The sequence below is a fragment of the Cellulomonas sp. genome, from assembly GCF_036279715.1.
GTDB lineage: Bacteria > Actinomycetota > Actinomycetes > Actinomycetales > Cellulomonadaceae > Cellulomonas_A.
Map to the genome: position 1 here is coordinate 1 of NZ_DASUIR010000031.1, position 25757 is coordinate 25757.

The window sequence follows — 25757 nt, forward strand, 5'->3', positions numbered from 1 at the left end:
GATCAGTTGTCGAGCGCCGCGTCGACCGTCTCGTGGATCGTGAACACCTGCGTCAGGGCGGTGATCCGGAAGACCTTGAGCAGCCGCTCGGAGTCGATCACGAGCTGCAGGCGACCGTCGCGCCCGCGCACCTTCTTCAGCACGCCGACCAGCACGCCGAGGCCCGTGGAGTCCATGAACTTGACGGCTGTGAGATCGACGACGAGGTCCGTGCGCCCCGCCTCGACGAGGTTCGCCAGCTGCTCGCGCAGCACCGAGGCCGTGTAGACGTCGATCTCGCCCGACACGTCGACGATGGTCCTGTCACCGACGTCCTTGCTCGTCACACTGACATCCATCGATGACCTCCTCTCGTCGCGCCCGTGAGAAGTCTCCCATTGCCGTGCGATGCCTCGTGCCACGTCCGGTCCTTTCACCCGCACGCGAGCCGTCCGAGCAGCCGTGCGTCGGACGCGCGAGGGCCGGGACCGTCAGCTTGCACGCACCGCGGCGAGAGCTGCCCGGTACTCCGGCGTGGTGCCGTCCGGCCGCACCTCCTGCAGGACGTGCGACCGCACGCCGAGCTTGCGCAGCGTGACCCCGAGCTCGGCCATGTCGCCCGCCGACAGGACCGTCGGGTCGACCGTCGTCCGCACCTGGACGTCGACGCCCGAGTCGAGCACGAGCCGCAACGACGTGAATGCGGCGTCGGCGCTCGCTCCCACCCCGGTGATCGCCCGGTAGAGCGTGGCGGGCGCCTTCACGTCGAACCCGACCCAGTCGACGAAGGGCAGCACGGCCGCGAGGCGCCGTGGGTACGCGCCCGACGTGTGCAGCCCGACGCCGAACCCCAGGGCCCGGACCTCCCGCGCGGCGTCGGGCAGCCCGTCCTGACGCGTCGGTTCCCCACCCGAGAGCACCAGTCCGTCGAGCAGGCCGTGCCGTCGTGAGAGCAGCCCGAGCACGCGCGACCACGGCACCTGGCCGGACGCGCGCGGGTCGATGAGCTCCGGGTTCTGGCAGTAGGTGCACTTCCACGGGCAGCCCTGCAGGAACACCGTCGCGACGAGCTTGCCGGGCCAGTCGCACGACGACAGCGGCGTCAGGCCCGCGATCGCGAGCGAGTCCGCGCCCGCCGTCGCGTGCTCCGGGTGCTGTGCGACGCCCGCCGCGTCGGTCATGACGACCTCCGTCACCTGCTCCTCGGTCACTTCACCCCGGCTGGCTCGCGGAACATGAGGCGCTCGGCGTGCTCGCCCTTCTTGCCGATGTTGAACGAGCTGACCGGCCGGTGGTAGCCCATGACGCGCGTCCAGACCTCGCACACGACCGGCTCGGCGTCCGGGTGCTCGGCGCTGCAGCGGTCGCACGTCGGGTGCTCGCCCGCGAGGTAGCCGTGGTTCGGGCAGATCGAGAACGTCGGGGTCACCGTGATGTACGGCAGCCGGAACGTGGACAGCGACCGGCGCACGAGCTCGCGGCACGCGTCGGCCGTCGAGAGCCGCTCGGACATGTAGAGGTGCAGGACCGTCCCGCCCGTGTACTTGCGCTGCAGCTCCTCCTGCCGCTCGAGCGCCTCGAACGGGTCGTCGGTGAAGCCGACGGGCAGCTGCGAGGAGTTCGTGTAGTACGGGTTGGACTCCGAACCCGCCTGGAGGATGTCGACGAACCGCTTCTTGTCTTCCTTGGCGAACCGATACGTGGTCCCCTCGGCCGGCGTGGCCTCGAGGTTGAACAGGTGGCCGGTCGCCTCCTGGAACTCGACCATGCGCGCACGGACGTGGTCGAGCAGCCGGATCGCGAGCGCGTGGCCGCGCGGGTCCGTGATGTCCACGGGCTCGGCGTCGTCCCGCGTGAAGTTGCGGATCATCTCGTTGATGCCGTTGACGCCGATCGTCGAGAAGTGGTTGTCGAGCGTGCCGAGGTACCGCTTCGTGTACGGGAACAGGCCCTCGTCGATGTACTTCTGGATGACGACGCGCTTGACCTCGAGCGAGTCGCGCGCGAGCTCGAGCAGGTAGTCGAGCTCCTTGATCAAGATCTCCTCGTTGCCCCGGTAGAGGTAGCCGAGGCGCGCGCAGTTGATCGTGACCACGCCGAGCGAGCCGGTCTGCTCGGCCGATCCGAACAGCCCGTTGCCGCGCTTGAGCAGCTCGCGCAGGTCGAGCTGGAGGCGGCAGCACATCGAGCGCACATCGCCGGGCTGGAGCTCGGAGTTGATGAAGTTCTGGAAGTACGGCAGGCCGTACTTGGCGGTCATCGCGAACAGCCGCTCCGCATTCTCGGAGTCCCAGTCGAAGTCCTCGGTGATGTTGTACGTCGGGATCGGGAACGTGAACACCCGGCCCGACGCGTCACCCGCGGTCATGACCTCGATGTACGCGCGGTTGATCATGTCCATCTCGGTCTGCAGCTCGCCGTATGTGAAGTCGACCGGCTCCTCGCCGATGAACGGCACCTGGTCGCGCAGGTCCGCCGGGCACACCCAGTCGAACGTCAGGTTCGTGAACGGCGTCTGCGTGCCCCACCGCGACGGCACGTTGAGGTTGTAGACCAGCTCCTGGACGCACTGCAGCACGTCCTTGTACGACAGGTTGTCGAGCCGGACGAACGGCGCCATGTACGTGTCGAACGAGCTGAACGCCTGCGCACCCGCCCACTCGTTCTGCATGGTCCCGAGGAAGTTGACGATCTGCCCGACGGCGGAGCTGAAGTGCTTCGGCGGGCGCGCCTCGACCTTGCCCGGAACGCCGTTGAGGCCTTCCTGGAGGAGCGTGCGCAGCGACCATCCGGCGCAGTAGCCGGCGAACATGTCGAGGTCGTGGATGTGCAGGTCGCCCTCGCGGTGCGCGCGGCCGATCTCCGGCGCGTACACGTGGCTGAGCCAGTAGTTCGCGACCACCTTGCCGGCGGTGTTCAGGATCATCCCGCCCAGCGAGTAGCCCTGGTTCGCGTTCGCATTGACGCGCCAGTCACTCCGGTCGAGGTACTCATCGATCGACGTACCGACCTCGACGACGGGCAGATGGTCCATGGCGCTCGACTCCTCTTCGGGTGACGTCCGCTTTGTACCCACTATATCTTGTGGTCCCTGCGGCGTCCGGCAACTAGATGTGCCAATTTGTATGCCGTATGGGCGCATCGCGGGCGGGACCTTCGTCCCTCGCGCGGGCGACGAGCCGGGTGTTGACGCCCGACCTGGCGCGCAACTCACCCGGAGCGCTCGGCGTGTCGCGAACGTCGCGCTGCAGCCGCTGTTCGCCCCGGCTCCGTCGACCCTGACGGCAGTCCGTCGAGCGACGGCTCTCCCGCCTCCGCCGACCTGGACGGGACGTCCGTGGGGCGACGGGCCTGCCCGCCGCCGGTGCGAGGATGGCCGCGTGGTCGACACCGGTGAGCTGCTGGACGTGCTGCTCGCCGGTGGGCTCCGCGCCGACCGGGTGACGCACGTCGAACGCCTGCCCGCACGCCCCGGCGAGCAGGTCGACTGGCCCGCCTGGGCGGACACCGACCTCGTCGCCGGGTACCGGTCGCTCGGCGTGACACGGCCCTGGCGCCACCAGGTCGAGGCGGCCGACGCGGCTTGGTACGGCCGGCACACCGTCCTCGCGACGTCGACCGGGTCGGGCAAGTCGCTCGCGTTCTGGCTCCCGTCGCTGACCGCCGTGCGGGCGGACGTGGCCGCGGCCGCGCTCGACCCCGGTCGGATCGAGACCGTCGCTCGTCGCGGGTCCGTGCTGTACCTCTGCCCGACGAAGGCGCTCGCCGCCGACCAGCTCGTCAGCGTCGAGAAGCTCCTCGCCGCCGGCCACGCGCGCGACGTCCGGGTGGCGACCTGCGACGGCGACACCGGGTTCGACGAGCGCCGGTGGGTCCAGCAGTACGGCGACGTCGTCCTGACCAACCCTGACTTCCTGCACTTCGCGCTGCTGCCGAACCATCGGCGGTGGGCGCGGCTGCTCGGGTCACTGCGGTACGTCGTCGTCGACGAGTGCCACGCCTACCGGGGCGTCTTCGGCGCCCACGTCGCGGAGGTGCTGCGGCGGTTGCAGCGGCTCGCGGCGTCGTACCAGGCAGGGCCGTCCGGCGGCGTGGCTGCTCCCGGCGGACCGATCGCCGACGCGGCCGGTCGGCCCCAGCGGCTCGGGCCCGTGTTCCTCCTCGCATCCGCGACGACGTCCGACCCGGCCGCGAGCGCCGCGCGGCTCCTCGGGGTGAGCCCCGACGCCGTGACCGCCGTGACCGCTGACACCTCGCCCGCGGGCCGCAAGACGTTCGTCCTGTGGCAGCCGCCGGAGATCCCTGGTGAGCGGGCCGCGCTGCTCGACGACGAGGACCCGTGGGCGGTTCCGCTGCCGCTGCCGCCGGTCGACCGGGACACGCTCGACGACGCCGCCGGCTCCGCGGAGGGCAGCGGCCCCTCGGGGCTCGACGCCTCGGCCGTTCCAGGAGGAACCGAGGGTTCCGGGCCGCTCGGGACGGGCGAGAGGCTGGTCGCCGACGAGCCGAACCGTCCCCGTCGATCTGCCACGGCCGAGGTGGCCGACCTGCTCGCCGACCTCACGGCCGCCGGCGCCCGGACCCTCGCGTTCACGCGCTCGCGCAGGGCCGCCGAGTCGGTCGCGACCGTGACGCAGTCCCACCTGCGCGAGATCGACGACTCGCTCGCGGGGTCCGTCGCGGCGTACCGCGGCGGGTACCTGCCGGAGGAGCGGCGCGCGCTCGAGTCCGCGATCAGGGACGGCCGGCTGCGAGCGCTCGCGACGACGAACGCGCTCGAGCTCGGGGTCGACATCACGGGTCTTGATGCCGTGCTCATCGCCGGCTGGCCGGGGACGCGCGTCTCGCTGTGGCAGCAGGCCGGCCGTGCGGGCAGGGCGGGCTCGGAGGGGCTGGTCGCGCTCGTCGCGCGCGAGGACCCTCTCGACACGTATCTCGTGCACCATCCCGAGGCGATCTTCGACACCCCGGTCGAGGCGACGGTGTTCGACCCGACGAACCCGTACGTGCTGGCCCCGCACCTCTGCGCAGCCGCCGCCGAGCTGCCGCTGCGCACCGAGGACCTGCCGCTCTTCGGACCAGGCACGCGTGAGCTCCTCGACGTCCTCGTCGAGCGCGGTGCGCTGCGCCGTCGGCCCTCGGGCTGGTACTGGACGCACGCGGATCCCGCGTCGCGCCTGACCGACCTGCGCGGCACGGGCGGCTACCCGGTCCGCGTCATCGAGACGACGACGGGCCGCGTGCTCGGGACCGTCGACGCCGCGGCGGCCGACTCGACCGTCCACCCCGGTGCGGTGTACGTGCACCAGGGCGCCACCTATGTGGTCGACGAGCTGCGCCTCGACGACGACGTCGCGTTCGTCGGACGGCGCGACGTCGACTACGGCACCTGGGCGCGCTGGTTGACGTCGACGGAGATCACGTCGGTCACCTCGGAGCTGCAGTGGGGTCCGGTGACCTGGGGTTTCGGGACCGTCGACGTCACGACGCAGGTCATGAGCTACCAGCGCAAGCACATCCCGGACTTCCAGGTCATCGGCGCCGAGGAGCTCGAGCTGCCGGCCCGAACCCTGGCCACGACGGCCGTGTGGTGGACCGCCCCCGAGTCCGTGCTGGAGGCCGCCGGCGTCACCGCCGAGCTCGCGCCCGGCGCGCTGCACGCCGCCGAGCACGCGTCCATCGGCCTCCTGCCGCTCCTGGCGACGTGCGACCGCTGGGACCTCGGCGGCCTGTCGACCGAGCTGCACACCGACACCGGGCAGGCCACCGTGTTCGTCCACGACGCCTACCCCGGCGGCGCAGGGTTCGCCGAGCGCGGTTTCGCCCTGGGTGCGACGTGGCTGCGGGCCACCCGCGACGCCATCGCGACCTGCCGTTGCGCGAGCGGCTGCCCGGCGTGCGTGCAGTCGCCCAAGTGCGGCAACTCGAACCACCCGCTCGAGAAGGCGGCGGCAGTACGGCTCCTCGACGCGGTGCTCGCGCACGCACCCCACGGCTGAGCGCCCGTCATCGGGCCTCCCGCGGCCCGGCGCGTGCCCGAGCCGTCGCGACCCCGGCCGCGGACCGACGGCTTGTCGCGACGCGCAGCACACCGCCCGGCTCAGCGACGCAAGCGGTCAGCTGGGCACCGTTGCGCCGGGAGACCTCGGCGGCCGTGCCGCACGCAGCGGTTCCGAGCGACGCGGAGATGACACCCGGGCCAGCACCTCCCCCGCCTGACTCCGCGACTGCCTCCCGGACGAGCTGCGACGCGCCGGCGAGCGCAGCCAGGTCCGCTGCCGCCTGGGCCTGGCCGCGTGCCGCCTGGGCGCCGGCAAGGAGGCCGAGCGCGGCTGTCATGACCAGGACGACCGCGATGACCGCGAGCGCCAGCACGGTGCCCGATCCCCGGTCGTCGGCTCGGTCCTGACCGATCGGACAGCGACCGGCAGCAGCACCGCGCCCAGCGCCGGCAGCGTGGCGCGCGCCACGGCCCTTCGCTGTCCTGGCACCGCCAGGGCTCGCCGCGGGTGCGTCAGCGCCTGTCACGGCTCCGCCAGGGCGACCGCGCTCGCCGCGGCCCGGAGCGGTGCGCCGCCGAGAGGACCGGTGGCGACCGGCCGGCTGACCGTCACGGTGATCCAGGCGCCGTCGTGCTCGAGGACGACCGACGCGCCGGTGCCCGCGAGCCTGGTGGCGGTCGCCGTCACCGTGGCGGTCGACTCGCCGAGGGCCGCCGCGCGGGCGCCCGCCCGTGCGGCATCAGCGCAGCGGAGCTGAGCGCTCGCGGACGCCGCGAGCACGAGCACGACGGCGATCAGCACGACCACGGCCGGCAGGGCCACCGCGAGCTCCGCTGTGGCGCTGCCGCGCTCACCGTCTCGCCCGTCCGACGGCCGCCCGCCCGACGGCCCACGGCACGACGCCCGCGCCACCCAGCCGCGCCCGCTCACACCGTCAGCGCCCTGCGCACGAGCCCGAGCAGCAGCTCCTGAACCTCGCCGCTGCGCAGCACCACCACGAGCAGCCCTGCGAACCCGACAGCGGCGATCGTCGCGATCGCGTACTCGGCCGTCGCCATGCCCGCATCGCGCGGAGCGCCATCGGTGCGTCCACGCGCACCATCGAGCACACGTGTCCCTGCCGATGATGCGACCCCACCGACCCCTACCGCGACCCGTTGGAGCGTCGACACCATGCCCCGCACTACCGACACCGCCGCTCGACCTGCCCGCTCCAGCACGTGACTCTCCCTCGTTCGTCGGACCCTCCGACCGAGCGCCCGTCGGACCCGACGATCCGCGGTCCGAACCCCCGACCGCACCAACGCTGCACCGGGCCGTGCACCTGCACGGTCTCGGACGGGCTGTGGGCGGACGGACCGTCAGATCGCGAACCCGCTAGCGAGCGACACCACGACCGGCACCAGCCCGAGCAGGACGAAGGCCGGGAGGAAGCAGAGGCCGAGCGGCAGCACGAGGTGCACCCCCAGCCGACCCGCGGCCTCGCGGGCAGCCCGGCGCCGATCTCGTCGGACCACCCCCGCGCGTGCGCGCAGGGCTGGACCCGGCGCGGCACCCTGCACCCAGGCTGCCTCCAGGCACTCGGCGATCGGGCGGAGACCATCCGAGGTCCCGGCCCAGGCGGCAGGCCACGGTGCGCCGAGCAGGAGCTCGACCGACACGCGGGTGAGCCGTTCACCGTCCGCACCGCCGACCGCCTCGCCCACCGCCTCGAGCGCGCGCGGTACGCCTGCGCCCGCGCTGACCGCCATGTCCAGGAGGTCGAGCAGCAGCACGACGTCTCGGCTCGGCGCTGCACCACGTCGATCGGCACGGCGCGCCGACCCAGGCGGGCGACCGCCATGGGCGTACCGCACGGCTCCCCCTGGCTCCCGGACGGCAGCGAGCCGGCCACCGACCCCTACCCGCCACGGCGCCGTCGCTCCGACGAGCAACCCACCGACCTCGAGCACGAGGACGGCCACCGAGGTCATGGCGCACCCCTCGTCACGGCGTCCTCGCCCCTCAGGAGCGCCTGCCCGCCGCGGCGCGCGTCTCGACGGCGTCGTCGCAGCGGATGACCGCCGCTCATGCGCTGCCTGCGAGCATCGCCCGAGACACCAGGCGCGCCGTCCAGCGGCGGCCGCCGATCAGCAGTGCGCCACCGATGACGGCCGAGGTGGTGCCCGCCCCGCCGCGCAGCACGACGCCGACCGGATCAGCCCCGAGCGCGAACCCCAGACCGATCCCGAGCAGCGGCAGCCAACCGAGCAGCGTCGCGGTCGACCGGGGCCCGGACAGCGCGGCACGGCGCTCTCCGTCGACCTCGTCGTCGGCGACGATCGACTCGGCCACCCGGTCGAGCACCGGCGCCAGCGGGGCACCCAGGGAGGCGGCGAGGCGTCCTGCAGCGACGACTGCCTCCGCACGTCGTTCGAGACCGGCACGCTGGGGCGACACACCGCCGGGGCCCACCGCCGTGACGAACGGCAGCCCGGCGAGCAGCGCACCAGTGCGAGCGGCAGACCGACCTGACCCCGGCTCGCGGGTCGCGGCCAGGAGGTCGTCGACCGTGGGCACCCCGTCCGACCCGACCGGGCAGCCCAGCACGCTGCGCCACGCCGATGCCGGCGGCTGACCGGAACGCAGCGCGGAGCTCACGGCAGTGACCGCGGCGGCGAGCGAACCCGCCGACGAGCCCGCCGGCACCCCGGCGGACCCACGGGGTGGGCGAGTCCCGGCGCGCTCGACCCGACGGCGAGCGATGGGCCCCCGTCCGCGCGCGGGCGGGCCGCCGGTGAGGCCATCCGGCCGGCGTCCCCGAGGACCGAACCCACCGAGCGAGGCGGCCGCGACGAGGAGCCCGACAAGGGCGCTCACGCGGCACCGAGACCGATCCGCTCGGCGAGGACCGACCATCCCGTGCCGCGCACCGGAAGCCCGCCGGCAGCGACCGTGACGGCCGGCTCGACGACGAGCTCCCCCGCGGCCTCGCGGCGTACCACGGCGATCTCCGCGAGGTACCGGCGCGGACCGTCGCGGCGCAGGTGCAGCACGGCGTCGAACGCGCTCGACGCCTGGGCGGCCACCGCCTCGCGGGTCATCCCTGCGAGCGACGCGAGTGCCTCCAGCCGGGCCGGGACGTCGGCGGCGGCGTTGGCGTGGAGGGTCGCGCAGCCGCCCTCATGACCGGTGTTGAGCGCGGTGAGGACGTCGCGGACCTCGGCGCCGCGGCACTCGCCCAGCACGATCCGGTCGGGCCGCATCCGCAGCGCCTGGCGGACGAGCTCCGCGAGCGGGACCTCACCGGCGCCGTCGACGTTCGCCCGGCGGGCCAGCAGGCGCACGACGTGCGGGTGGTGCGGCGTGAGCTCGCCGGACTCCTCGATGCAGACGATGCGTTCGCCGTCCGGGACGACCGACAGCAGCGCGGACAGCAGGGTCGTCTTGCCTGAGCCCGTCGCGCCAGTGACGAGCAGGTTCGCGCGAGTCAGGACCAGCGCGCGCAGAACGGGTGCCAGGGCGGGCGCGACACCGCCGCTCGCCACGAGCTCGGCCAGCGTGAACGCCCGGCGCCTCAGCACCCGGAGCGAGATGAGTGCGCAGCCGTCGGAGACGGGCGGGAGGACCGCGTGCAGCCGCGTGCCGTCGGGCAGCCGTGCGTCGACCGTCGGGCTCGAGTCGTCGAGGCGCTGACCACCCGCGGCGGCGAGCCGGACCGCGAGGTCGCGGACCCGTGCCGGGGTTCCGAGGTCGACGGCCGCGCGCATCAGCCGTCCGGACCGCTCGACCCACACCTCGTCGGGCGCGTTCACGAGGACGTCGGTGACGTCAGGGTCCTCGAGGAGCGCCTGCAGCGGACCCGCCCCGAGCAGCTCGGCACGAACCGCCACGTCGAGCTCCGCCAGCGCCCGGCTGCCGAGCATGACGCCGGATGCGCGCACGGCCGCGGTGACGTCAGCGGACGTCGGCGCGCCGCCGCGCCGCGCGAGCCGCGCGCGGACGTCCTCGACCAGTGCCGGGCCCGGCGTGGCGGCCGCGGCCACCCGCCGCGACAGCAGCTCGTGACCGAGACCGACAGCTCCCTGCCCGACGAGCGTCACGCGAACCCCCGGGCCACGCGGGTCACGGCCCGCCCGAGCGCACCGCGTCGCGCCGCCGGACCCCCGCCGCGTTCGGCGTCGGCTGCGAGCCCGCGGTCGTGGCGCATCGAGGCGGCGAGCGGCAGGTCGACGACGTGGGCCAGCTCGAGCACACCCAGCCCGCCCGGCGCGGGGCCCCGCGCGACGAGCCGCACGTCGTCGACGAGCTCGACCAGCGCGGGCCGCAGGGCGAGCGCACCCGCGACCGCCCGCAGGTCGCGCGGCACGACGACGAGAACCGTGCGGCAGCTCGCGAGCACCGCGCCGCGGTCGAGCACGTCGCACCGGTCGAGGTCCAGCACGACGCTGGGGTGCTCCTCTTCGACGGCAGCGAGGACGTCGAGCAGCGCACCCGGCGGCGGGGCACCCGGCCTGGTCCGGTCCGCGCTGAGCACCGCACACCCGCCCCACCGCGGCAGCAGCCCAGCGAGCTCACGCGCGTCGACCGTCCCACGGGCATCGACGAGATCCGGCCAGCGCAGGCCACCGGCACTCTCGATCCCCACGACGACGTCGATCCCACCGCCCGCGCGCTCAAGGTCGACGAGGGCGGTCGGACCGGTCTGCGCGAACCGGTGCGCGAGCGCCGCGGCGAACGTCGAGGCGCCCGCACCTCCGCGAGCACCCACGACGCCGACGACACCCGCCCCCGTCCGCGCACCCGACGACCCCCGAGGCCTCACGTCCCGCAACGTACCGACCATCGATGACCTCCCCCGTCGCGCCGGACCGATCAGCACCGACCGCCGCATGCTGGCCCCCGCCCGGCCCGATGCGAGCGATGCCGGCCCACCGACGGTGGGGGTGTGCACCCCCGATGCGGCTGGGGGTGGGCCGCCGAACGCGGGAGGTCGCCGAGCAGACCGCTGCCACCGCGGCCCGTTAGGCTCGGCGCGGGCAACGGAGGGGGCCATGGCTACGCAGCGATCGAGCGCACGCGGTGGCAAGCGCGCCCGCCGCGCCGCCGCGTTCTTCGACCTCGACAAGACGATCATCGCCACGTCGTCGGCCACCGCGTTCTCGCGCCCGTTCCTCGCCGGCGGGCTCCTGACGCGCCGCGCGATCCTGCGCTCGGCCTATGCCCAGCTCCTCTACCTCGGCGGCGGCGCGGACGCCGGTCAGACCGAGCGGCTGCGCGCTCAGCTCTCCCACACGGTGACGGGCTGGGACGTCGCGCAGGTGACGGAGATCGTCGAGCGGACGCTGCACGAGTCGATCGACGCCGCGGTCTACGCCGAGGCGGTCGCGCTCATCGAAGAGCACCACGCGGCGGGCCGCGACGTCGTGATCGTCTCTGCCTCGGGCAGCGACGTCGTGCGCCCCATCGCCGCCCTGCTGGGCGCCGACCAGGTCATCGCGTCGCACATGCAGGTCGTCGACGGGCGCTACACGGGCGGGATCGACTTCTACGCGTACGGGGAGAACAAGGCGGTGGCGATCCGCGCGCTCGCCGACCGCCTCGGCTACGACCTCGACGCGAGCTACGCCTACTCCGACTCGATCACGGACGCTCCGATGCTGGCGGTCGTCGGGCATGCCTTCGCCGTCAACCCCGACCGCGGGCTGCGCCGGATGGCCGCCGAGGAGGGCTGGGGGGTGCTCACGTTCCACCGGCCCGTCCTGCTCAGGGCGTTCCTGCGACCCTCGAAGCCCGTGGTCGTCGTGGCCACCGGCGTGCTCGTCGTCGCGGTCGCGGTGCTCGCGTGGCGCCTCGCGCGGCAGAGACGATCCGTCCCGCCATCCGGACTGCCGTCCCGCCATCCGACCCGGCCAGGCCGTCCACCTGCACGGACGCCGTGACCTCTTCCCATCGCGGCGAATCAGGCGTACCACATATTCACAACTGGATGACCCGAGAGGACCCACGCGCGATGAGTCCACGCATAGGACTTGTCGACCGGGCTCGACCCGTCGCGACAACTGAGTTGCACGCTTGATACCCCTCGAGTCATTCGTTCGACAACGGCGCCCCGCAAGGGCGCCGTTGCTCGGTCCGGACCGCCTCGACGCCCGCGGGCGTCGCACACCAGCGCCGGCTCAGCGCGTCAGTCGCCCCGCGACGACCGCGTCGGCGACGGCCCGCGCGGCGTCCGCACCCGCGACCACGCCGTCCGCGCACGCCCGCACCCACGCGCCGACACCCTCCGGCGTCCCCGTGGCGAAGCCCGCGGCCGCACCGAGGTACGCGTTCGGGGCCTCGGCCCACGCCACCTCCGGCAGGAGCGATCCCGTCGGGTCCAGCCCCCGCGCGGTCAGCACGAGCCGGGCGACGGCCCGCGCGACGACGCCGTTGCCCGCGGCGAACGGCCGGAGCGTCAGCAGCTCGCCGTGCACGACCGCGGCCACCACAGGCGCCGGCGCACGCGTGCCGCCGAGCACCCGGGCCAGCAGGTCGATCCGCCCGGCGAGGTCCGCTGCGTCGGGCGCGGGGCCGAGGCCGTACAGGTCCTGGGGTGCGGCGTCGGTGCGCAGCCGACCGAGCGTGTCGTCGGGCAGCCAGCCGCGCCCCGCGGCGGCGTGCACGCGCGCCACGAGCTGCCCGAGCGGCGGGAGCACCGGGGCGCCGCGCGCTCCGAGGTCCGGCATGAGCCGCTCGACCTCGACCGCGGCCCGCAACGCGCCGAGGGCGACGTCCACGTCGGGTCCACCCCTGCCCGCACCGACCAGGCCTGCACCGGTCTGCTCGGACGCGCCCGAACCCAGCGCGAGCCCGCGCACGACGTCGACCGGCACGCGGGCACCGTCGAGCGCCGCGCTCGCCCGCGCTGAACGGATCCCCGCCTCGGCCCGGACCTCGCGCCAGCGCCGCCGGTAGGCCTCGTGCCACCGCAGCTCCTCGCACGCCCGCCGCGCGGCGTCGACAGCGTCGCCCACCCCTGGCAGGGCGACGACGCCAGCGAGCGGGTCGCCGGCGTCGACGGACCTCGGGGCTGGCGGCTCGAGCACCCGGTCACCCTACGGGGCGTCGCGTGCCGGGCTCGAGGAACATCCATCGGTGCCCCTCGAGCATCGGATCACTGACTGCTCCACGGCCGTGGTCGATGCTCCACCGGACACTGCGAGGTGTCGAGACCGCCCAGGGGCCCGATGAACAGACAGAATGGCCGCATGGTCTCAGCGCCGAGCGTCTCGTCATCCATCACCGCACGCCTCGAGGTGCTCGCCCGCCCGACGGCGGTCTCCGAGCTCACGACAGCGATCGAGCGTGAGGGCGGGATCGTCACCGCGCTCGACGTCACGGCGTCGGGCCACGAGCACATGACGGTCGACGTGACCTGCGCGACGCGCGGCGAGGAGCACGCGGCGCAGATCGTCGATGCGCTCCGCATCCTGCCCGGCGTCGTCGTCGACCGCGTCAGCGACCGCACGTTCCTCATGCACCTCGGCGGGAAGCTCTCGATCGAGTCGAAGGTGCCGCTGCGCAACCGCGACGACCTCTCGATGGCGTACACGCCCGGCGTCGCGCGCATCTGCCTGGCGATCGCGGCCCACCCGGAGGACGCGCGTCGCCTGACCATCAAGCGGAACACGATCGCCGTCGTGACCGACGGAACCGCGGTGCTCGGGCTCGGCGACCTCGGCCCGCTCGCGGCCCTGCCGGTCATGGAGGGCAAGGCGGTCCTCTTCAAGCGGTTCGCCGGCATCGACGCGTTCCCCATCGCGCTCGACACGACCGACGTCGACCAGATCGTCGAGACGGTGTGCGCCATCGCGCCCGTGTTCGCGGGGATCAACCTCGAGGACATCTCGGCGCCGCGCTGCTTCGAGATCGAGCGGCGGCTGCGGGAGCGGCTCGACATCCCGGTCTTCCACGACGACCAGCACGGGACCGCGATCGTCGTCGTCGCCGCGCTGACGAACGCGCTCAAGGTGGTCGGCAAGGAGATCGGCACGGTCCGGATCGTCCTGTCCGGCGCAGGCGCCGCCGGAACGGCCGTCCTCAAGCTGCTGATCGCGGCGGGCGCACGCGACATCGTGGTGGCGGACATCGACGGCGTGGTGCACGCCGGCAGGCCCGGTCTCGCGCCCTCGCTCGTGTGGACCGCCGAGCACACCAACCCGCGGGGGGTCACCGGGACCCTGCGCGCCGCGCTCGCGGACTCCGACGTGTTCATCGGGGTGAGCGCGCCGGACATCCTGACCGGCGACGACATCGCGACGATGGCCGCAGACGCCATCGTCTTCGCGCTCGCGAACCCTCGGCCCGAGGTCGACGCCGACGAGGCCGCGCTGCACGCGGCCGTCGTCGGGACGGGCCGCAGCGACTTCGCGAACCAGATCAACAACGTCCTTGCGTTCCCCGGCGTGTTCCGCGGGCTGCTCGACTCGCGGTCGCACAAGGTCACCGAGGCGCTGCTGCTCGCGGCAGCGCGCGCGCTCGCGTCGGTCGTCACGGATGCCGAGCTCAACCCGACCTACATCGTGCCGAGCGTGTTCCACCCCGACGTCACGGCTGTCGTCGCCGCCGCGGTCGCCGAGGCGGCGCAGGCCCAGTAGCGGGTGCGGCCGCCTGACCGCCCGCTGCCGACGGCGACTAAGCCCAGGTCCCCCGCAGGTACTGCGGCTGCCACCCGGCCCTGTCGTTGTCGACCCCGAGCTCGTGCGCGGCGAGCAGGGGCCAGTGCGGGTTGCGCAGCGCGGCGCGCGCGACGAGCACCGCGTCCGCCGCGCCGTCGACGAGCACCTGCTCGGCCTGCCGGGCATCGGTGATGAGCCCGACCGCGGTGACGGGCAGCCCGGACCCGGCCCGGACCGCGCGGGCGGCAGGCACCTGGTAGCCCGGCCCGACGGGGACGTCGGCGGGGACGTTGCCGCCCGTCGAGACGTCGACGAGGTCGACGCCGTGCGCAGCCAGCTCCTTCGCGACCTCGGTGACCTCCTCGACGGTCAGGCCGCCCTCGGCCCAGTCGGTCGCGGAGACGCGCACGAACAGCGGCCGCTCGTCGGGCCACACCGCGCGGACCGCGTCGGTGACCTCGACGAGCAGCCGGGCGCGGTTCTCGAGCGACCCGCCGTACTCGTCGGTGCGCAGGTTCGACAGCGGCGAGAGGAACTCGTGGAGCAGGTAGCCGTGCGCGGCGTGCAGCTCGACGACGTCGAACCCCGCGGCCAGCGCGCGCCGGGCGGCCGCGGCGAACGCACGGGGCACGTCGGCGATCTGGGCAGCACTCAGGGCGACGGGCTCAGCGAGTCCGGGGAATGCGAGCGCGGACGGGCCGACGGTGGGCCAGCCGCCCCCGGCCAGCGGGACCGAGCCGCGCCCATGCTGCTCGCCGGGCATGGCGAACATCGGATACGTGGACGCCTTGCGGCCGGCATGCCCGAGCTGCACACCGGCGAGCGTCCCGCGGTCGTGCACGAAGTCCGTGACGCGGCGCCACGCGGCGACCTGCTCGTCGTTCCACAGCCCGGTGTCCCGCGCGGAGATCCGCCCCTCGGGCACGACGGCGGTCGCCTCCGCGATCACGAGGCCGAACCCGCCCGACGCGCGCGCGCCGAGGTGGACGAGGTGCCAGTCGTTCGGGACGCCGTCGACCGCCGAGTACTGGCACATCGGGGCGAGCCAGATGCGGTTGGCGAACGTGGTCCCGCGCAGCGTCAGCGGGTCGAAGAGGACAGGCACGACGACCTAACCTGCGCCGGCATCCACCGATTCCCGCGCACGTGTGACGCGCGCCACGCGTGGCTTTCGTCCCAGGACTTGCGCCGGTCCACCAGGGACCCTGGAGGCATGCTGACGATCGCCGAGACCGTGGAGTACCACACGGGTGCCGCCCGTACGAAGGTCGACCTCGCGCGGCGGCCGGGGGTCTACCTCGTGCACTCGATGCTCGCGGGCGCCTACATCGGCATCGGCGTCCTCATCATGGCCACCGCAGGCGGGCCGCTGGCCGACGTCCACTCGGGGTGGACGCCGCTGGTGCAGGGCCTCGTGTTCGGGGTCGCACTGACGATCGTCGTGATGGCCGGGGGTGAGCTCGCGACCTCCGCGATGATGATCCTCACGCAGGGCGCGCTGGGCCGCTCGATCTCCTGGGCCCGGGCCGCCGCGACCCTCCTGTTCTGCATGGTCGGCAACCTCCTGGGCGCGATGGTGTTCGCCGCGATCGTGCACGAGTCCGGTGCGCTCGGCCCGAAGACCGCGGGCGGCCGGATGATCGCCACGATGCTCGAGCACAAGGCGGCCGAGACGACCTCGCAGCTCTTCTTCCGCGGGATCCTGTGCAACGTGCTCGTGTGCCTCGCGATCTGGTCCGCCGCCAGGCTGCAGAGCGAGGGCGCCAAGATCGCCATGATCTTCGCGTGCGTCATGGTCTTCATCACGTCCGGGTTCGAGCACGTCGTGGCCAACATGACGACGTTCTCGCTCGGCCTGCTCGGCGGGCTGCCGGGGGCGACCTGGGCCGAGTTCGCGCGGAACGTCGGGGCTGTCGGGCTCGGGAACCTCGTCGGCGGCGGGCTGCTCGTGGGTGCGGCGTACGTCGTCGCGGCCGGTCGGGGCATTCCCCCGCTCTCGTCGGGACAGACCGCTGCGAAGAGGACGTCAGTGGGCGAGCCGGCCGTTACCGCTCTACGGTGAGTCGTAGGCCACGTCGTCCGACGTGGCCCGACCCGGCGACGAAGGAGCACACGTGAGCACCTCCGACCCGCACCTGCCGAGCGGTGAGCCCGACCCTGTCATCGAACCGACGACACCTCTGACCACGACCCGTGGCGCGGCAGCCCGCGCGGCAGCGGCACATGCCGCGGAGCGGCCCGCACCGACGCCCCCGCCGGGGACCGAGGTGGCGGACGCGACGCCGGCCGTCGTCCACGAGCCGGTGGCCGAGCCCGCCGGCGAGCCCGGACGGCCCGCATACGCGAACCCGGCGCACGCCGACGTCACACCGCCCGACGTACCGGCGACCCGCACCGACGTCGTCCCCGAGCCGGTCGCCCCGCGCGCGACCGGTTTCGGCGGGCACGTGTGGGGCGTCCTGATCGGGGTGCTCGCGACGGGCGCCGCCCTCGCGCTGGCGCTCGTCGGCCAGGGCCGCATCCTCGCCGTCCAGGCCGGTGGGGCGTCCGACTCCTGGGACGCGTCGCTCGACCGCTGGGGGATCGGCTACGTGACGGCCGCCGTCCTCCTGCTCGCCGTCGTCGTGTACCTCGGCGCGCGGACCGCCGCGGCGCCGATCTCGGGCGGCATCCTCGCGACGGTCGCTGGCGCCGTGTTCCTGTACGCGCCCGGGATCGCCCGCAACGAGACCATGCGGTGGCTCGCGACGACCAACTCGCGCGACACCGTCTCGCACGCGACCGTGGCCGGCACGTCGGGCACCATCCTGCTCGTCGGGTTCCTCCTGCTCATGGCCGGGGTCGCGACCGTTGCGGCCAAGCGGCGCGGTCGGGTGCTCGGGGAGTTCCGCGAGCGCGGCCGGGTCGCCTGAGCCGGCGGGCACTGCGCCGGGTCCGACCGCGCGCCGCGGACCTTCGTCCTACTAGAGTGCCGAGCAGGGACAGAGCCGTCCCCGACGCACCATCGTCGCTGCCCAGGAGGTACCACCGTGGCTGAGGCCCTGGAGAACCTGTCGACCGAGATCCGTCGCTTCCCGCCGGACCCGGAGTTCGCTGCTCAGGCCAACGCTCGACCCGAGGGGTACGCGTGGGCGAAGGCCGACCCGCAGGGCTTCTGGGCCGAGCAGGCGCGCGAGCTGCTCACGTGGTCGACCCCGTTCGAGGAGGTCCTCGACTGGTCGGGCGCACCGGTGGCCCGCTGGTTCGCTGACGGGACGATCAACGCGGCCTACAACGCGGTCGACCGCCACGTCGAGGCCGGCCACGGCGACCGGGTCGCGATCCACTTCGAGGGCGAGCCGGGCGACACCCGCACGCTCACCTACGCCGACCTCCAGCGCGAGGTGTCCAAGGCGGCGAACGCGCTCGTCGCGCTCGGGGTCGGGACGGGTGACCGGGTCGCGGTGTACATGCCGCTCATCCCCGAGGCCGTCATCGCGATGCTCGCGTGCGCCCGGATCGGCGCGCCGCACTCGGTCGTGTTCGGCGGGTTCTCCGCCGAGGCGCTGCACTCGCGCATCCTCGACGCCGAGGCGAAGCTCGTGATCACCTCCGACGGCGGCTACCGGCGCGGTGCGGCGAGCGCGCTCAAGCCCGCGGTCGACGAGGCCCTCGCCAAGGGCGCGCCGACGGTCGCCCACGTGCTCGTTGTGCGCCGGACCGGCCAGGACGTCGCATGGACCGAGGGTCGGGACGTGTGGTGGCACGACGCGCTCGACGCCGCGAGCGACCAGCACACGCCTGTCGCCCTCGAGGCCGAGCACCCGCTGTTCATCCTGTACACGTCGGGGACCACCGGGAAGCCCAAGGGCATCCTGCACACGACCGGCGGCTACCTGACGCAGGGGGCGTACACCCACCTCAACGTCTTCGACCTCAAGCCTGAGACGGACGTCTACTGGTGCACGGCCGACATCGGCTGGATCACGGGCCACACCTACGTCGTGTACGCGCCGCTCATCAACGGCGCGACGCAGGTCATCTACGAGGGCACCCCGGACACGCCGCACCGCGGTCGGTGGTGGGAGATCATCGCGAAGTACAAGGTGTCGATCCTCTACACCGCGCCCACGGCGATCCGGACCTGCATGAAGTGGGGCGACGACATCCCCGCCGCCCACGACCTGTCGAGCCTGCGGGTCCTCGGCTCGGTCGGCGAGCCGATCAACCCCGAGGCGTGGGTCTGGTACCGCCACGTCATCGGCGGCGACCGGACGCCCGTCGTGGACACGTGGTGGCAGACGGAGACGGGCGCCATCATGATCTCGCCGCTCCCGGGCGTGACCACCGCCAAGCCGGGATCGGCGCAGGTACCCCTCCCGGGTATCGCCGCCGACGTGGTGGACGACGACGCGAAGCCCGTGCCGAACGGCGGCGGCGGCTACCTCGTCCTGACCGAGCCGTGGCCCTCGATGCTGCGCGGGATCTGGGGCGACATGGAGCGCTACCAGGACACGTACTGGTCCCGGTTCGCCGGGCTGTACTTCGCGGGCGACGGTGCGAAGAAGGACGACGACGGCGACATCTGGCTGCTCGGCCGCGTCGACGACGTCATGAACGTCTCGGGCCACCGGCTCTCCACGACCGAGATCGAGTCGGCCCTCGTGTCCCACCCGAGCGTCGCGGAGGCCGCGGTCGTCGGCGCGAACGACGAGATGACCGGCCAGGCGGTGGTCGCGTTCGTCATCCTGCGCGGCGACGCCGTGGCCGACCGGCCCGCCGAGGAGATCGCGACCGAGCTGCGCAACCACGTCGCGAAGGAGATCGGGCCGATCGCCAAGCCCCGCACGATCCTCGTCGTCGCCGAGCTGCCGAAGACCCGGTCGGGCAAGATCATGCGACGGCTCCTGCGCGACATCGCGGAGCACCGCACGGTCGGGGATGCGACGACGCTGGCTGACTCGTCCGTGATGGACCTCATCTCGGCAGGGCTCGCGGCACCGACGTCGTCACCGACCGAGCCGTCGTCGGCCACCGACTGACCTCGCCGCCGCCGCGACCCCGGACCTACCTCGCGGCGGCGGGTCCGACCGGGACGTGCCCCGTGGCCGTCGTCGCGGGGCTCGCGGCGAGCGCGACGCAGGCGCCCAGCGCGAGCACCGCCGCGACGACTGCGGCGACGGGCCACCCCGGACGCACGGCGTCGTGCAGGACGCCGAGACCGACCGCGGCGGGGACCACGACCTCGACGACCGCCATCACCGCGGCGGTCGCCCCGACCCCGGCACGTTCGAGCGCACGGGCGTAGGCCACGGTCATCAGCAGCCCGAACGCCGCCACGGCCCAGGCGAGCGGCTCGACGGCCACTGCCCGGACGAGCTCCCCCGTCCCTGCGCCGGCGGGCAGCGTCACGGCCCGGGCGCAGATCGCCGCCCCCGACGCCGCCAGGGCGGCGAGCAGCGCGAACAGCCATCCCGCTCCGCGGCGATAGGCGGCGACGGACACCGCGGCGAGGACGCCCAGCGCGCCGAGGACCGTTCCCGTGAAGGCGTCGGGCAACGCCCGCGCGGGCGACTCGGGACCCGCCGCTCGCGCCAGCACGACGAGCGCGCCGACGACGACGACGACGGCCACCCCGTCGACGCGGCGCAGCGGTGCACTCAGCACGACCCGCGCGAGCAGCACCGTGACGACGAGGGAGCCCGCGAGCAGCGCCTGGACCGTGAAGAGCGGCAGCGCCCGCAGCGCGACGAGCGACGCGAGCCAGCCCAGCAGGTCGCACCCGAGCCCAGCGAGGTACCACGGGTGCCGCAGCACCCCTGGTCCCGAGGCTCGCCGGGCCGCGAGCGCCTGCAGGACGGTCCCCGACCCGTAGAGGAGCGCGCCGGCCACCGCGGCCAGCAGCGCGGCACTCACGCGCCGCGACCCAGGAACCGCCCGACGACGGGCAGCTCGGTCACGCCCTCGGCGCCCGCCATGACGAGCCCCTGCGTCGCCACGAACTCGACCGAGTCGAGCACCGCGTACCGGGGCTGCCAGCGCGGGTCGTACTTGGCGTTGAACTTCCACAGCGACTCGACCTGGGCGTGCCCGGAGACGCCGCGCAGCGCCGCGCGGGACAGCCGTGCGCCGGCGGTCTGGGACTCGCCGACGAGGACCTCCCGCAGCACCGCGAAGTTGAGCGAGAGCGATCCGCCGCTCGGCGCGACGTGGAAGATCGTGGCGAGCACGGCGAAGTCGATGAGGCCGTTCGGCAGCGAGCGGTCGGGGCTGCGGCGCATCACGTCGAGCGACCAGCCGTGGAGGCCCGCCGCCGGTACCCACTGCAGGAACGCCTGCGCCACGCCGACCGAGTCCCGCACCACGGTGAGCAGGAGGTCCCGGTCGTGCGGGTCGAACAGCCGCGACAGCGTCATCGAGTACCCGCGCTCGGCTGCGCCGCGCCGGTTCGCCACCGCGAGCCGCTCGAGCTCGTCCCGCTCGTCCGGGCCGAGGTCGCCGGGGTTGACGAAGCTCGCCGTGAACCCCGCACGCCTGACCCGTCCGTACGCGCCGCGCAGGCTCTTCATCGACCGACCCTCGAGGCTGAACGTCGCGCAGTCGACGATCGCCTCGTCGCCGAGGTACACCGGACGCAGACCCGACGCCTCATAGACGCCGAGCCACTCCTCGCCGGCCCCGATCACCGCGATCGACCAGCCGCCGCGCTCGGCGTACGCCATGAACTCGTCCCACACGAGCTCGCGCTCGTCGGCCGGCCCGATGGGGTCGGGCGACACGAGGCACACGCCGCGCCGGACCGAGTGCGCGACGACGCTGCGGCCCGCGAAGAACCAGTCCTTGTCGTCGCGCAGGGCGAAGTAGTCGAGCGTCCCGCCGCCGTACGCGGCGACGACGGCCCGAGCCCGCTCGCGCTCGGCGACGTGCGCCGCACCCGCGAGGTGGCGCCCCTGGCGCGGCGAGAGCAGCACCCACAGCGTCGAGACGACGATCCCGATGCCGACCGCCACGAGGGCCGGCGTGACGAAGTGCCCGACGCCGGGCAGCGGGAGGAGCGAGCTGCCGCCGAGCCGTTCGGCGACCGCGCGGGCCGACTCGCCGATCCGGGGGTGGTGCCGGTGCCCGAACGCCATCGACATCCCGGTGCCGAGGAGCAGCGCACCGACGGTGCCACCCGCGCCGAGCACGACAGCCCGGCGGACCGCGGACGTCGACGGCATGACGGGGAACGCCCCGCGGTGGGGCGCGAGCCACACGGCAGCCGCGAGCGCGAGCGCGGCCTCCTCGACATCGAGGCCCTTGACGACGTTCAGCGTGGCGGAGACGAGCAGCAGCGCGAGCGTCGCACCCCAGGCCAGCCGTTGACCTCGCCGCAGGCCGCGCGCGGTCAGCAGCAGCGCGAACGACACGAGCACCAGGGTCGACGCCGCCGCGCGCGGCACGTGGAACGGCAGGATCTCGAGCACCACCGCGAGGCGCTGGTACAGCGGGGCGCTGATCGCGGAGACGATGCCCACGACCCCGACGATCGCGACGCCGACCGCGGACTGCGTGCGGACGCGGTCACGGCGACGCCAGTCGTCCAGGGTGGAGGTCGGTGTGGGCACACGCACATCATGGCGTCCCCGTGAGCCTGGCGCGGCCGCACGGGTCGCGCAAGCACGGCTCCCAGGGAGCGTGCGCTGACATCCCAGGCGACTCCCATGACGATGTGAGCCAATGGCGTCGTGGACAGTCCGCCCCCGGTCACGGAGCCGACGCTTCCGCGCGACGTGCTCGTCGCCCTGAGCGACAACCGTGACCTGCTGTCCACGTGGTGGCCGGCCGTCGTCGTCGCCGGGGTCGCGGTGGCGCTCGTGGTCCTGGCGGTGCGGCGTCGTCGCCGCGGGCGGCCCGCGTGGCCCGCGCGCACCGCGGCAGGGCTCGCGCTGGTCGTGGCGGCTGCCCTCGGGCTCAACGCGTGGGTCGGGTACGTCCCGTCCGTCGCCGCCGCCGTACTGCTGCTGACCGCGCACGAGTCGGTCGGGACCGCGGCGACCGGCGGCGTCGTGCCCGTGACGATCGCCGCGCCGGCTGCTCTGCGCATGCCCACCTCGACGACGTGGGTGTACACGCCGCCGGGCTACGACCCCCGCGGGTCCACCCGCTACCCCGTCGTCTACCTCGTCCACGGCACGCCCGGCACGTCCGCCGACTGGATGTCCGGCGGCGACATCGCCCACGTCATGGACGTGCTGATCGCGCACCACCTCGTGCGCCCGATGATCGTCGTCGCCCCCGAGGTGAACGGCGCCGGCCGGCTGGACACCGAGTGCCTCGACTCGACGCGCGGCGGCTCGCAGGTCGAGACGTACCTCAACCAGGTCGTCGTGCCGTGGGTCGACGCCCACTACGCGTCCGCGGCCGACTGGAGCCACCGGGCGATCGGCGGCATGTCGTCGGGCGGGTTCTGCGCGCTCGACCAGGGCCTGCGCCACCCGGAGCTGTACGGCGCGATCATCGCGCTCGAGGCGTACGACAACCCGGGCAGCGGCGGGCGGGCGATGCTCGCGACGGATGCGGAGATCGCCGCGCACTCCCCCGGGAAGTACCTGCCGACGATGACGTTCCAGCACCCCGTCACGGTGTTCATCGCGGCGGGCGCTGCCGCGCGCGGCGGCGACGCGTCCGAGGCGGCCGGTCTGGCCGCGCAGCTCACCGCACACGGCCAGACCGTCCTCTACCGCATCGAGCCGGGCCAGTTCCACACCTGGACGATGGCGCGCACCGCGATCCCGTACGGCCTCACGGCCGCCTCGGCCGCGCTCGCGCCATAGCGCTCACTGGAGCGTGCCTCTCCCGCGCGCAGCCACCCCCCGATCCCGTCCGCCGCGATCGGTTCTTCATCGGGGTCAAGTCCTTCATGGTGCGACCGGACCGCCGATGGGAGTGCGGACCGTTCCGTTCTGCCACGAGAGAGAAGCAAACATGGCGTTCTTGTCGATCGGCGCACCTCGACGGGCTGCGGCGGTGTCGCTCGAGCAGCTGCTGACCGATGGTCAGAACCCCCTGCGCGCCGTCGTGGACAGCGTGAACGCCAACTGCTTCATCGCGGATCTTGACCTGACACTGGTCTATCGGAACCGTAAGGCGAATCAGACCCTTCGGGACCTCGGCCCCGCCATCCGCCAGGCGTTCGGCCTGAGCGTGGACGAGCTGCTCGGCGGCTCGATCCATCGCTTCCACAAGGACCCGGCCCGGGTCGAGCGCATCTTGGCCGACCCACAGGCTCTACCGAGGGCGGCGACGTTCTCGTTCGGGGGGATCACTCTCCGGACCTTGATCAGCGCGATCACGGACTCAGCGGGCACCCGCCACGGCTACGTCGTGATCTGGGACAACGTCTCAGCACGCAACTCCGCCGCCGACTCGGCCTTCGTGAGCGTCGAGTCGGCGACCGGCGTGCTGCAGGAGATCACCCAGCGCATCGACCGGGTGGCTGCCATGACGTCCGAGCAGGCGACGACCGCAGCAGCAGCCACCGAGCAGCTGCGCGCAGCCGTGGCCGAGATCGCCCGGTCCTCCAGCGGCGCCAGCGAGCAGTCCACCCATGCCGTCGCCGCCACGGTCGAGGGTGTGCAGAAGCTTCGCGATCTGCAGCAGTCCACGACCGAGATCGGCGACTTCCTGCGACTGATCACCGGCATCGCGGCGCAGACGAACATGCTTGCGCTCAATGCCACGATCGAGGCGGCCCGCGCCGGAGAGGCCGGAAAGGGGTTCGCCGTGGTCGCCTACGAGGTCAAGCAGCTCGCCGCGGCCACTGCCGGTTCGATCGGCGACATCGAGGCCAGGATTGCGGCGATCCAGCGTGCGGCCAGTGAGGGCGTCGAGGCACTCGAACGGATCGAAGGGCTCATCTCGAGCATCAGCGAGAGCCAGTCGACTGTGGCGTCGGCCATCGAGGAGCAGTCCGCGGTCACCGCGGAGATCTCCCGGGCGATCGGCGGCATCGCGGACGGCACCCGCGACACAGCGGAACAGACGGCCCTGTTCCTCTCCTCGATGGACGACGTGCGCAACCAGACCTCGACGCTGCACGACATGCTCAAGGAGAGCTGACCGGGCTCCGGACCCGGTGCCTCGCACGGACAACACGCGCGTGGTGGGATGACTCTCATGACTCAGCCCGGCGTCCGGATCGAGACGATGCACGGCTTGCTCGCACCCGAGACGGCGGCTGCGGTCCGGTCGCTCGCAGCGACGGCTGCCGCCGCGGACGGCGTCGCGCCGCTGTCGGAGCAGCCGCTGCTGCGCCTCGACGGCGCGACCGCTGCGGACGTCGTCCACGTGCTCGCGCTCGACGACGGTGTCGTCGGGTACGCCCAGCTCGACCTCGGTGCCCCCGCCGACGCGAGCGGCGAGCTCGTCGTGACACCACCGGCACGCCGACGGGGCATCGGCACGGCACTGCTCGCGCGTCTGGACGCGCTCGCGGTCGACCCGCCTCGTCGCCTGGCCGTGTGGGCGCACGGCGACCTCCCCGCAGCGCGCGCTCTCGCTGCGCGGGCCGGTCTCACCGTCGTGCGCGAGCTGTGGCAGATGCGCCTCGACCTCTCCGGCCGCCAGGCTGGCTCACCCGAGCCGACAGCCTCAACGCTCCCCGCGGGCGTTCACGTGCGCGCGTTCATGCCGGGTCAGGACGAGGACGCGTGGCTCAGGCTCAACGCACGCGCGTTCGCCCACCACCCGGAGCAGGGCCGCATGACCCGGGCCGATCTCGACGCGCGCGAGCGCGAGCCCTGGTTCGACCCGGCGGGCCTGCTGCTCGCCGAGCGCGACGGACAGCTGCTCGCCGCCGTGTGGACCAAGGTGCACCCCTCCGACGGCGCGACCGAGGCCGTCGGCGAGCTCTACGTCGTGGGCGTCGACCCCGACGCCCAGGGCCTCGGCCTCGGCACGGCCCTGACCGCGCTCGCCCTGGACCACCTGACCGGCTCCGGCCTGCGGACCGCGATCCTCTACACCGAGGCCGACAACGCACCGGCGGTGCGCACCTACACGCGGGCAGGCTTCGAGCGCAGCGCGGTCGATGTGATGTTCGGTTCCGGATCTGCCCTGTCCGGCACCGCGAGTTCGCCGACGAGTGGAACGATAGGTCGATGACCGACGCCATACC

23 protein-coding genes are annotated in these 25757 nt (G+C 73.6%); 9 read left to right on the plus strand and 14 right to left on the minus strand.

Annotated elements, in window-relative coordinates; genetic code table 11:
- Nucleotides 1–2: 2 nt before the first annotated feature.
- The 3 genes from VFW79_RS03505 to VFW79_RS03515 form a co-directional block, all read right to left on the minus strand.
- The gene (locus VFW79_RS03505; RefSeq protein WP_329675926.1) at nt 3–338 is read right to left on the minus strand and encodes an STAS domain-containing protein; all 336 of its coding nucleotides are present in this window, start codon (nt 336–338) and stop codon (nt 3–5) included.
- Between the two features lie 132 nt (nt 339–470).
- Nucleotides 471–1160 carry an anaerobic ribonucleoside-triphosphate reductase activating protein gene (locus VFW79_RS03510; protein WP_329675927.1) on the minus strand — a complete coding sequence of 230 codons (690 nt, stop codon included), beginning with the start codon at nt 1158–1160 and terminating at the stop codon, nt 471–473.
- Between the two features lie 26 nt (nt 1161–1186).
- On the minus strand, nt 1187–3013 hold the full coding sequence (locus VFW79_RS03515; RefSeq protein ID WP_329675928.1) for a ribonucleoside triphosphate reductase: 1827 nt from the start codon (nt 3011–3013) through the stop codon (nt 1187–1189).
- Between the two features lie 346 nt (nt 3014–3359).
- On the opposite strand from VFW79_RS03515, the gene VFW79_RS03520 reads away from it, so the two are divergent.
- Nucleotides 3360–5978: a DEAD/DEAH box helicase gene (locus VFW79_RS03520; protein ID WP_329675929.1), complete on the plus strand. Its 2619-nt coding sequence runs from the start codon at nt 3360–3362 to the stop codon at nt 5976–5978.
- A 7-nt stretch (nt 5979–5985) separates the two neighbouring features.
- On the opposite strand, the gene VFW79_RS03525 is transcribed toward VFW79_RS03520, so the two are convergent.
- The 7 genes from VFW79_RS03525 to ssd all read right to left on the minus strand — a co-directional run bounded on the left by VFW79_RS03525 (nt 5986) and on the right by ssd (nt 10806).
- Nucleotides 5986–6354, minus strand: coding sequence for a pilus assembly protein TadG-related protein (locus VFW79_RS03525; RefSeq protein ID WP_329675930.1), 369 nt, complete (start codon nt 6352–6354; stop codon nt 5986–5988).
- A 149-nt stretch (nt 6355–6503) separates the two neighbouring features.
- Nucleotides 6504–6911 (minus strand): TadE family type IV pilus minor pilin, encoded by a 408-nt coding sequence (locus VFW79_RS03530; RefSeq protein WP_414647854.1) that lies wholly within the window; start codon nt 6909–6911, stop codon nt 6504–6506.
- Entirely contained in the window at nt 6908–7156 is a 249-nt protein-coding gene (locus tag VFW79_RS03535) for a DUF4244 domain-containing protein (RefSeq protein ID WP_329675932.1), read from the minus strand. The genes VFW79_RS03530 and VFW79_RS03535 overlap by 4 nt, the downstream gene beginning before the upstream one ends.
- A 186-nt stretch (nt 7157–7342) precedes the next feature.
- A complete protein-coding gene (locus VFW79_RS03540; RefSeq protein WP_329675933.1) occupies nt 7343–7954 on the minus strand; it encodes a type II secretion system F family protein in 612 nt (203 codons plus the stop codon).
- 94 nt (nt 7955–8048) lie between these two features.
- Nucleotides 8049–8621 (minus strand): type II secretion protein F, encoded by a 573-nt coding sequence (locus VFW79_RS03545; protein WP_329675934.1) that lies wholly within the window; start codon nt 8619–8621, stop codon nt 8049–8051.
- A 215-nt stretch (nt 8622–8836) separates the two neighbouring features.
- The gene (locus VFW79_RS03550; RefSeq protein WP_414647857.1) at nt 8837–10006 is read right to left on the minus strand and encodes a TadA family conjugal transfer-associated ATPase; all 1170 of its coding nucleotides are present in this window, start codon (nt 10004–10006) and stop codon (nt 8837–8839) included.
- Between the two features lie 53 nt (nt 10007–10059).
- On the minus strand, nt 10060–10806 hold the full coding sequence (ssd, locus tag VFW79_RS03555) for a septum site-determining protein Ssd (RefSeq protein ID WP_414647855.1): 747 nt from the start codon (nt 10804–10806) through the stop codon (nt 10060–10062).
- 208 nt (nt 10807–11014) lie between these two features.
- Here ssd and VFW79_RS03560 point away from each other — a divergent pair, with 208 nt between their 5' ends.
- A complete protein-coding gene (locus tag VFW79_RS03560; protein ID WP_329675936.1) occupies nt 11015–11902 on the plus strand; it encodes an HAD family hydrolase in 888 nt (295 codons plus the stop codon).
- Between the two features lie 237 nt (nt 11903–12139).
- Here the strand turns inward: VFW79_RS03560 and VFW79_RS03565 are convergent, their stop codons facing one another.
- Nucleotides 12140–13048 (minus strand): cell filamentation protein Fic, encoded by a 909-nt coding sequence (locus VFW79_RS03565; protein WP_329675937.1) that lies wholly within the window; start codon nt 13046–13048, stop codon nt 12140–12142.
- Nucleotides 13049–13210: 162 nt separating this feature from the next.
- Between VFW79_RS03565 and VFW79_RS03570 the strand changes: the two genes are divergently transcribed.
- Complete coding sequence (locus VFW79_RS03570; protein WP_329675938.1) at nt 13211–14599, plus strand: NAD-dependent malic enzyme; 1389 nt, start codon at nt 13211–13213, stop codon at nt 14597–14599.
- A 37-nt stretch (nt 14600–14636) separates the two neighbouring features.
- On the opposite strand, the gene VFW79_RS03575 is transcribed toward VFW79_RS03570, so the two are convergent.
- Nucleotides 14637–15725: an NADH:flavin oxidoreductase/NADH oxidase gene (locus VFW79_RS03575; RefSeq protein WP_329675939.1), complete on the minus strand. Its 1089-nt coding sequence runs from the start codon at nt 15723–15725 to the stop codon at nt 14637–14639.
- 108 nt (nt 15726–15833) lie between these two features.
- On the opposite strand from VFW79_RS03575, the gene VFW79_RS03580 reads away from it, so the two are divergent.
- The 3 genes from VFW79_RS03580 (at nt 15834) to acs (ending at nt 19641) form a co-directional block, all read left to right on the plus strand.
- A complete protein-coding gene (locus tag VFW79_RS03580) occupies nt 15834–16682 on the plus strand; it encodes a formate/nitrite transporter family protein (protein ID WP_329675940.1) in 849 nt (282 codons plus the stop codon).
- Nucleotides 16683–16734: 52 nt separating this feature from the next.
- A complete protein-coding gene (locus VFW79_RS03585; RefSeq protein WP_329675941.1) occupies nt 16735–17532 on the plus strand; it encodes a hypothetical protein in 798 nt (265 codons plus the stop codon).
- A 117-nt stretch (nt 17533–17649) separates the two neighbouring features.
- Nucleotides 17650–19641 carry an acetate--CoA ligase gene (gene acs, locus VFW79_RS03590; protein WP_329675942.1) on the plus strand — a complete coding sequence of 664 codons (1992 nt, stop codon included), beginning with the start codon at nt 17650–17652 and terminating at the stop codon, nt 19639–19641.
- Between the two features lie 25 nt (nt 19642–19666).
- Here acs and VFW79_RS03595 read toward each other — a convergent pair whose 3' ends face one another.
- Complete coding sequence (locus VFW79_RS03595; protein WP_329675943.1) at nt 19667–20515, minus strand: hypothetical protein; 849 nt, start codon at nt 20513–20515, stop codon at nt 19667–19669.
- Nucleotides 20512–22206 carry a bifunctional lysylphosphatidylglycerol flippase/synthetase MprF gene (locus tag VFW79_RS03600; RefSeq protein ID WP_329675944.1) on the minus strand — a complete coding sequence of 565 codons (1695 nt, stop codon included), beginning with the start codon at nt 22204–22206 and terminating at the stop codon, nt 20512–20514. Before VFW79_RS03600 ends, VFW79_RS03595 begins: the two co-directional genes overlap by 4 nt.
- A gap of 120 nt (nt 22207–22326) precedes the next feature.
- On the opposite strand from VFW79_RS03600, the gene VFW79_RS03605 reads away from it, so the two are divergent.
- The 3 genes from VFW79_RS03605 (at nt 22327) to mshD (ending at nt 25744) form a co-directional block, all read left to right on the plus strand.
- Nucleotides 22327–23415, plus strand: a complete 1089-nt coding sequence (locus VFW79_RS03605) for an alpha/beta hydrolase (RefSeq protein ID WP_329675945.1) — start codon at nt 22327–22329, stop codon at nt 23413–23415.
- Between the two features lie 151 nt (nt 23416–23566).
- Nucleotides 23567–24700: a methyl-accepting chemotaxis protein gene (locus tag VFW79_RS03610; protein WP_329675946.1), complete on the plus strand. Its 1134-nt coding sequence runs from the start codon at nt 23567–23569 to the stop codon at nt 24698–24700.
- A gap of 57 nt (nt 24701–24757) precedes the next feature.
- Complete coding sequence (gene mshD, locus VFW79_RS03615; RefSeq protein ID WP_329675947.1) at nt 24758–25744, plus strand: mycothiol synthase; 987 nt, start codon at nt 24758–24760, stop codon at nt 25742–25744.
- The last annotated feature ends 13 nt before the right edge of the window (nt 25745–25757 follow it).

What these genes read in the sequence shown, in the direction of transcription:
- VFW79_RS03505 (WP_329675926.1), bottom strand. Translation starts at nt 338, where the DNA reads ATGGATGTCAGTGTGACGAGCAAGGACGTCGGTGACAGGACCATCGTC.
- VFW79_RS03510 (WP_329675927.1), bottom strand. Translation starts at nt 1,160, where the DNA reads ATGACCGACGCGGCGGGCGTCGCACAGCACCCGGAGCACGCGACGGCG.
- VFW79_RS03515 (WP_329675928.1), bottom strand. Translation starts at nt 3,013, where the DNA reads ATGGACCATCTGCCCGTCGTCGAGGTCGGTACGTCGATCGATGAGTAC.
- VFW79_RS03535 (WP_329675932.1), bottom strand. Translation starts at nt 7,156, where the DNA reads ATGGTGTCGACGCTCCAACGGGTCGCGGTAGGGGTCGGTGGGGTCGCA.
- VFW79_RS03540 (WP_329675933.1), bottom strand. Translation starts at nt 7,954, where the DNA reads ATGACCTCGGTGGCCGTCCTCGTGCTCGAGGTCGGTGGGTTGCTCGTC.
- ssd (WP_414647855.1), bottom strand. Translation starts at nt 10,806, where the DNA reads ATGGTCGGTACGTTGCGGGACGTGAGGCCTCGGGGGTCGTCGGGTGCG.
- VFW79_RS03560 (WP_329675936.1), top strand. Translation starts at nt 11,015, where the DNA reads ATGGCTACGCAGCGATCGAGCGCACGCGGTGGCAAGCGCGCCCGCCGC.
- VFW79_RS03570 (WP_329675938.1), top strand. Translation starts at nt 13,211, where the DNA reads ATGGTCTCAGCGCCGAGCGTCTCGTCATCCATCACCGCACGCCTCGAG.
- VFW79_RS03580 (WP_329675940.1), top strand. Translation starts at nt 15,834, where the DNA reads ATGCTGACGATCGCCGAGACCGTGGAGTACCACACGGGTGCCGCCCGT.
- VFW79_RS03610 (WP_329675946.1), top strand. Translation starts at nt 23,567, where the DNA reads ATGGCGTTCTTGTCGATCGGCGCACCTCGACGGGCTGCGGCGGTGTCG.
- mshD (WP_329675947.1), top strand. Translation starts at nt 24,758, where the DNA reads ATGACTCAGCCCGGCGTCCGGATCGAGACGATGCACGGCTTGCTCGCA.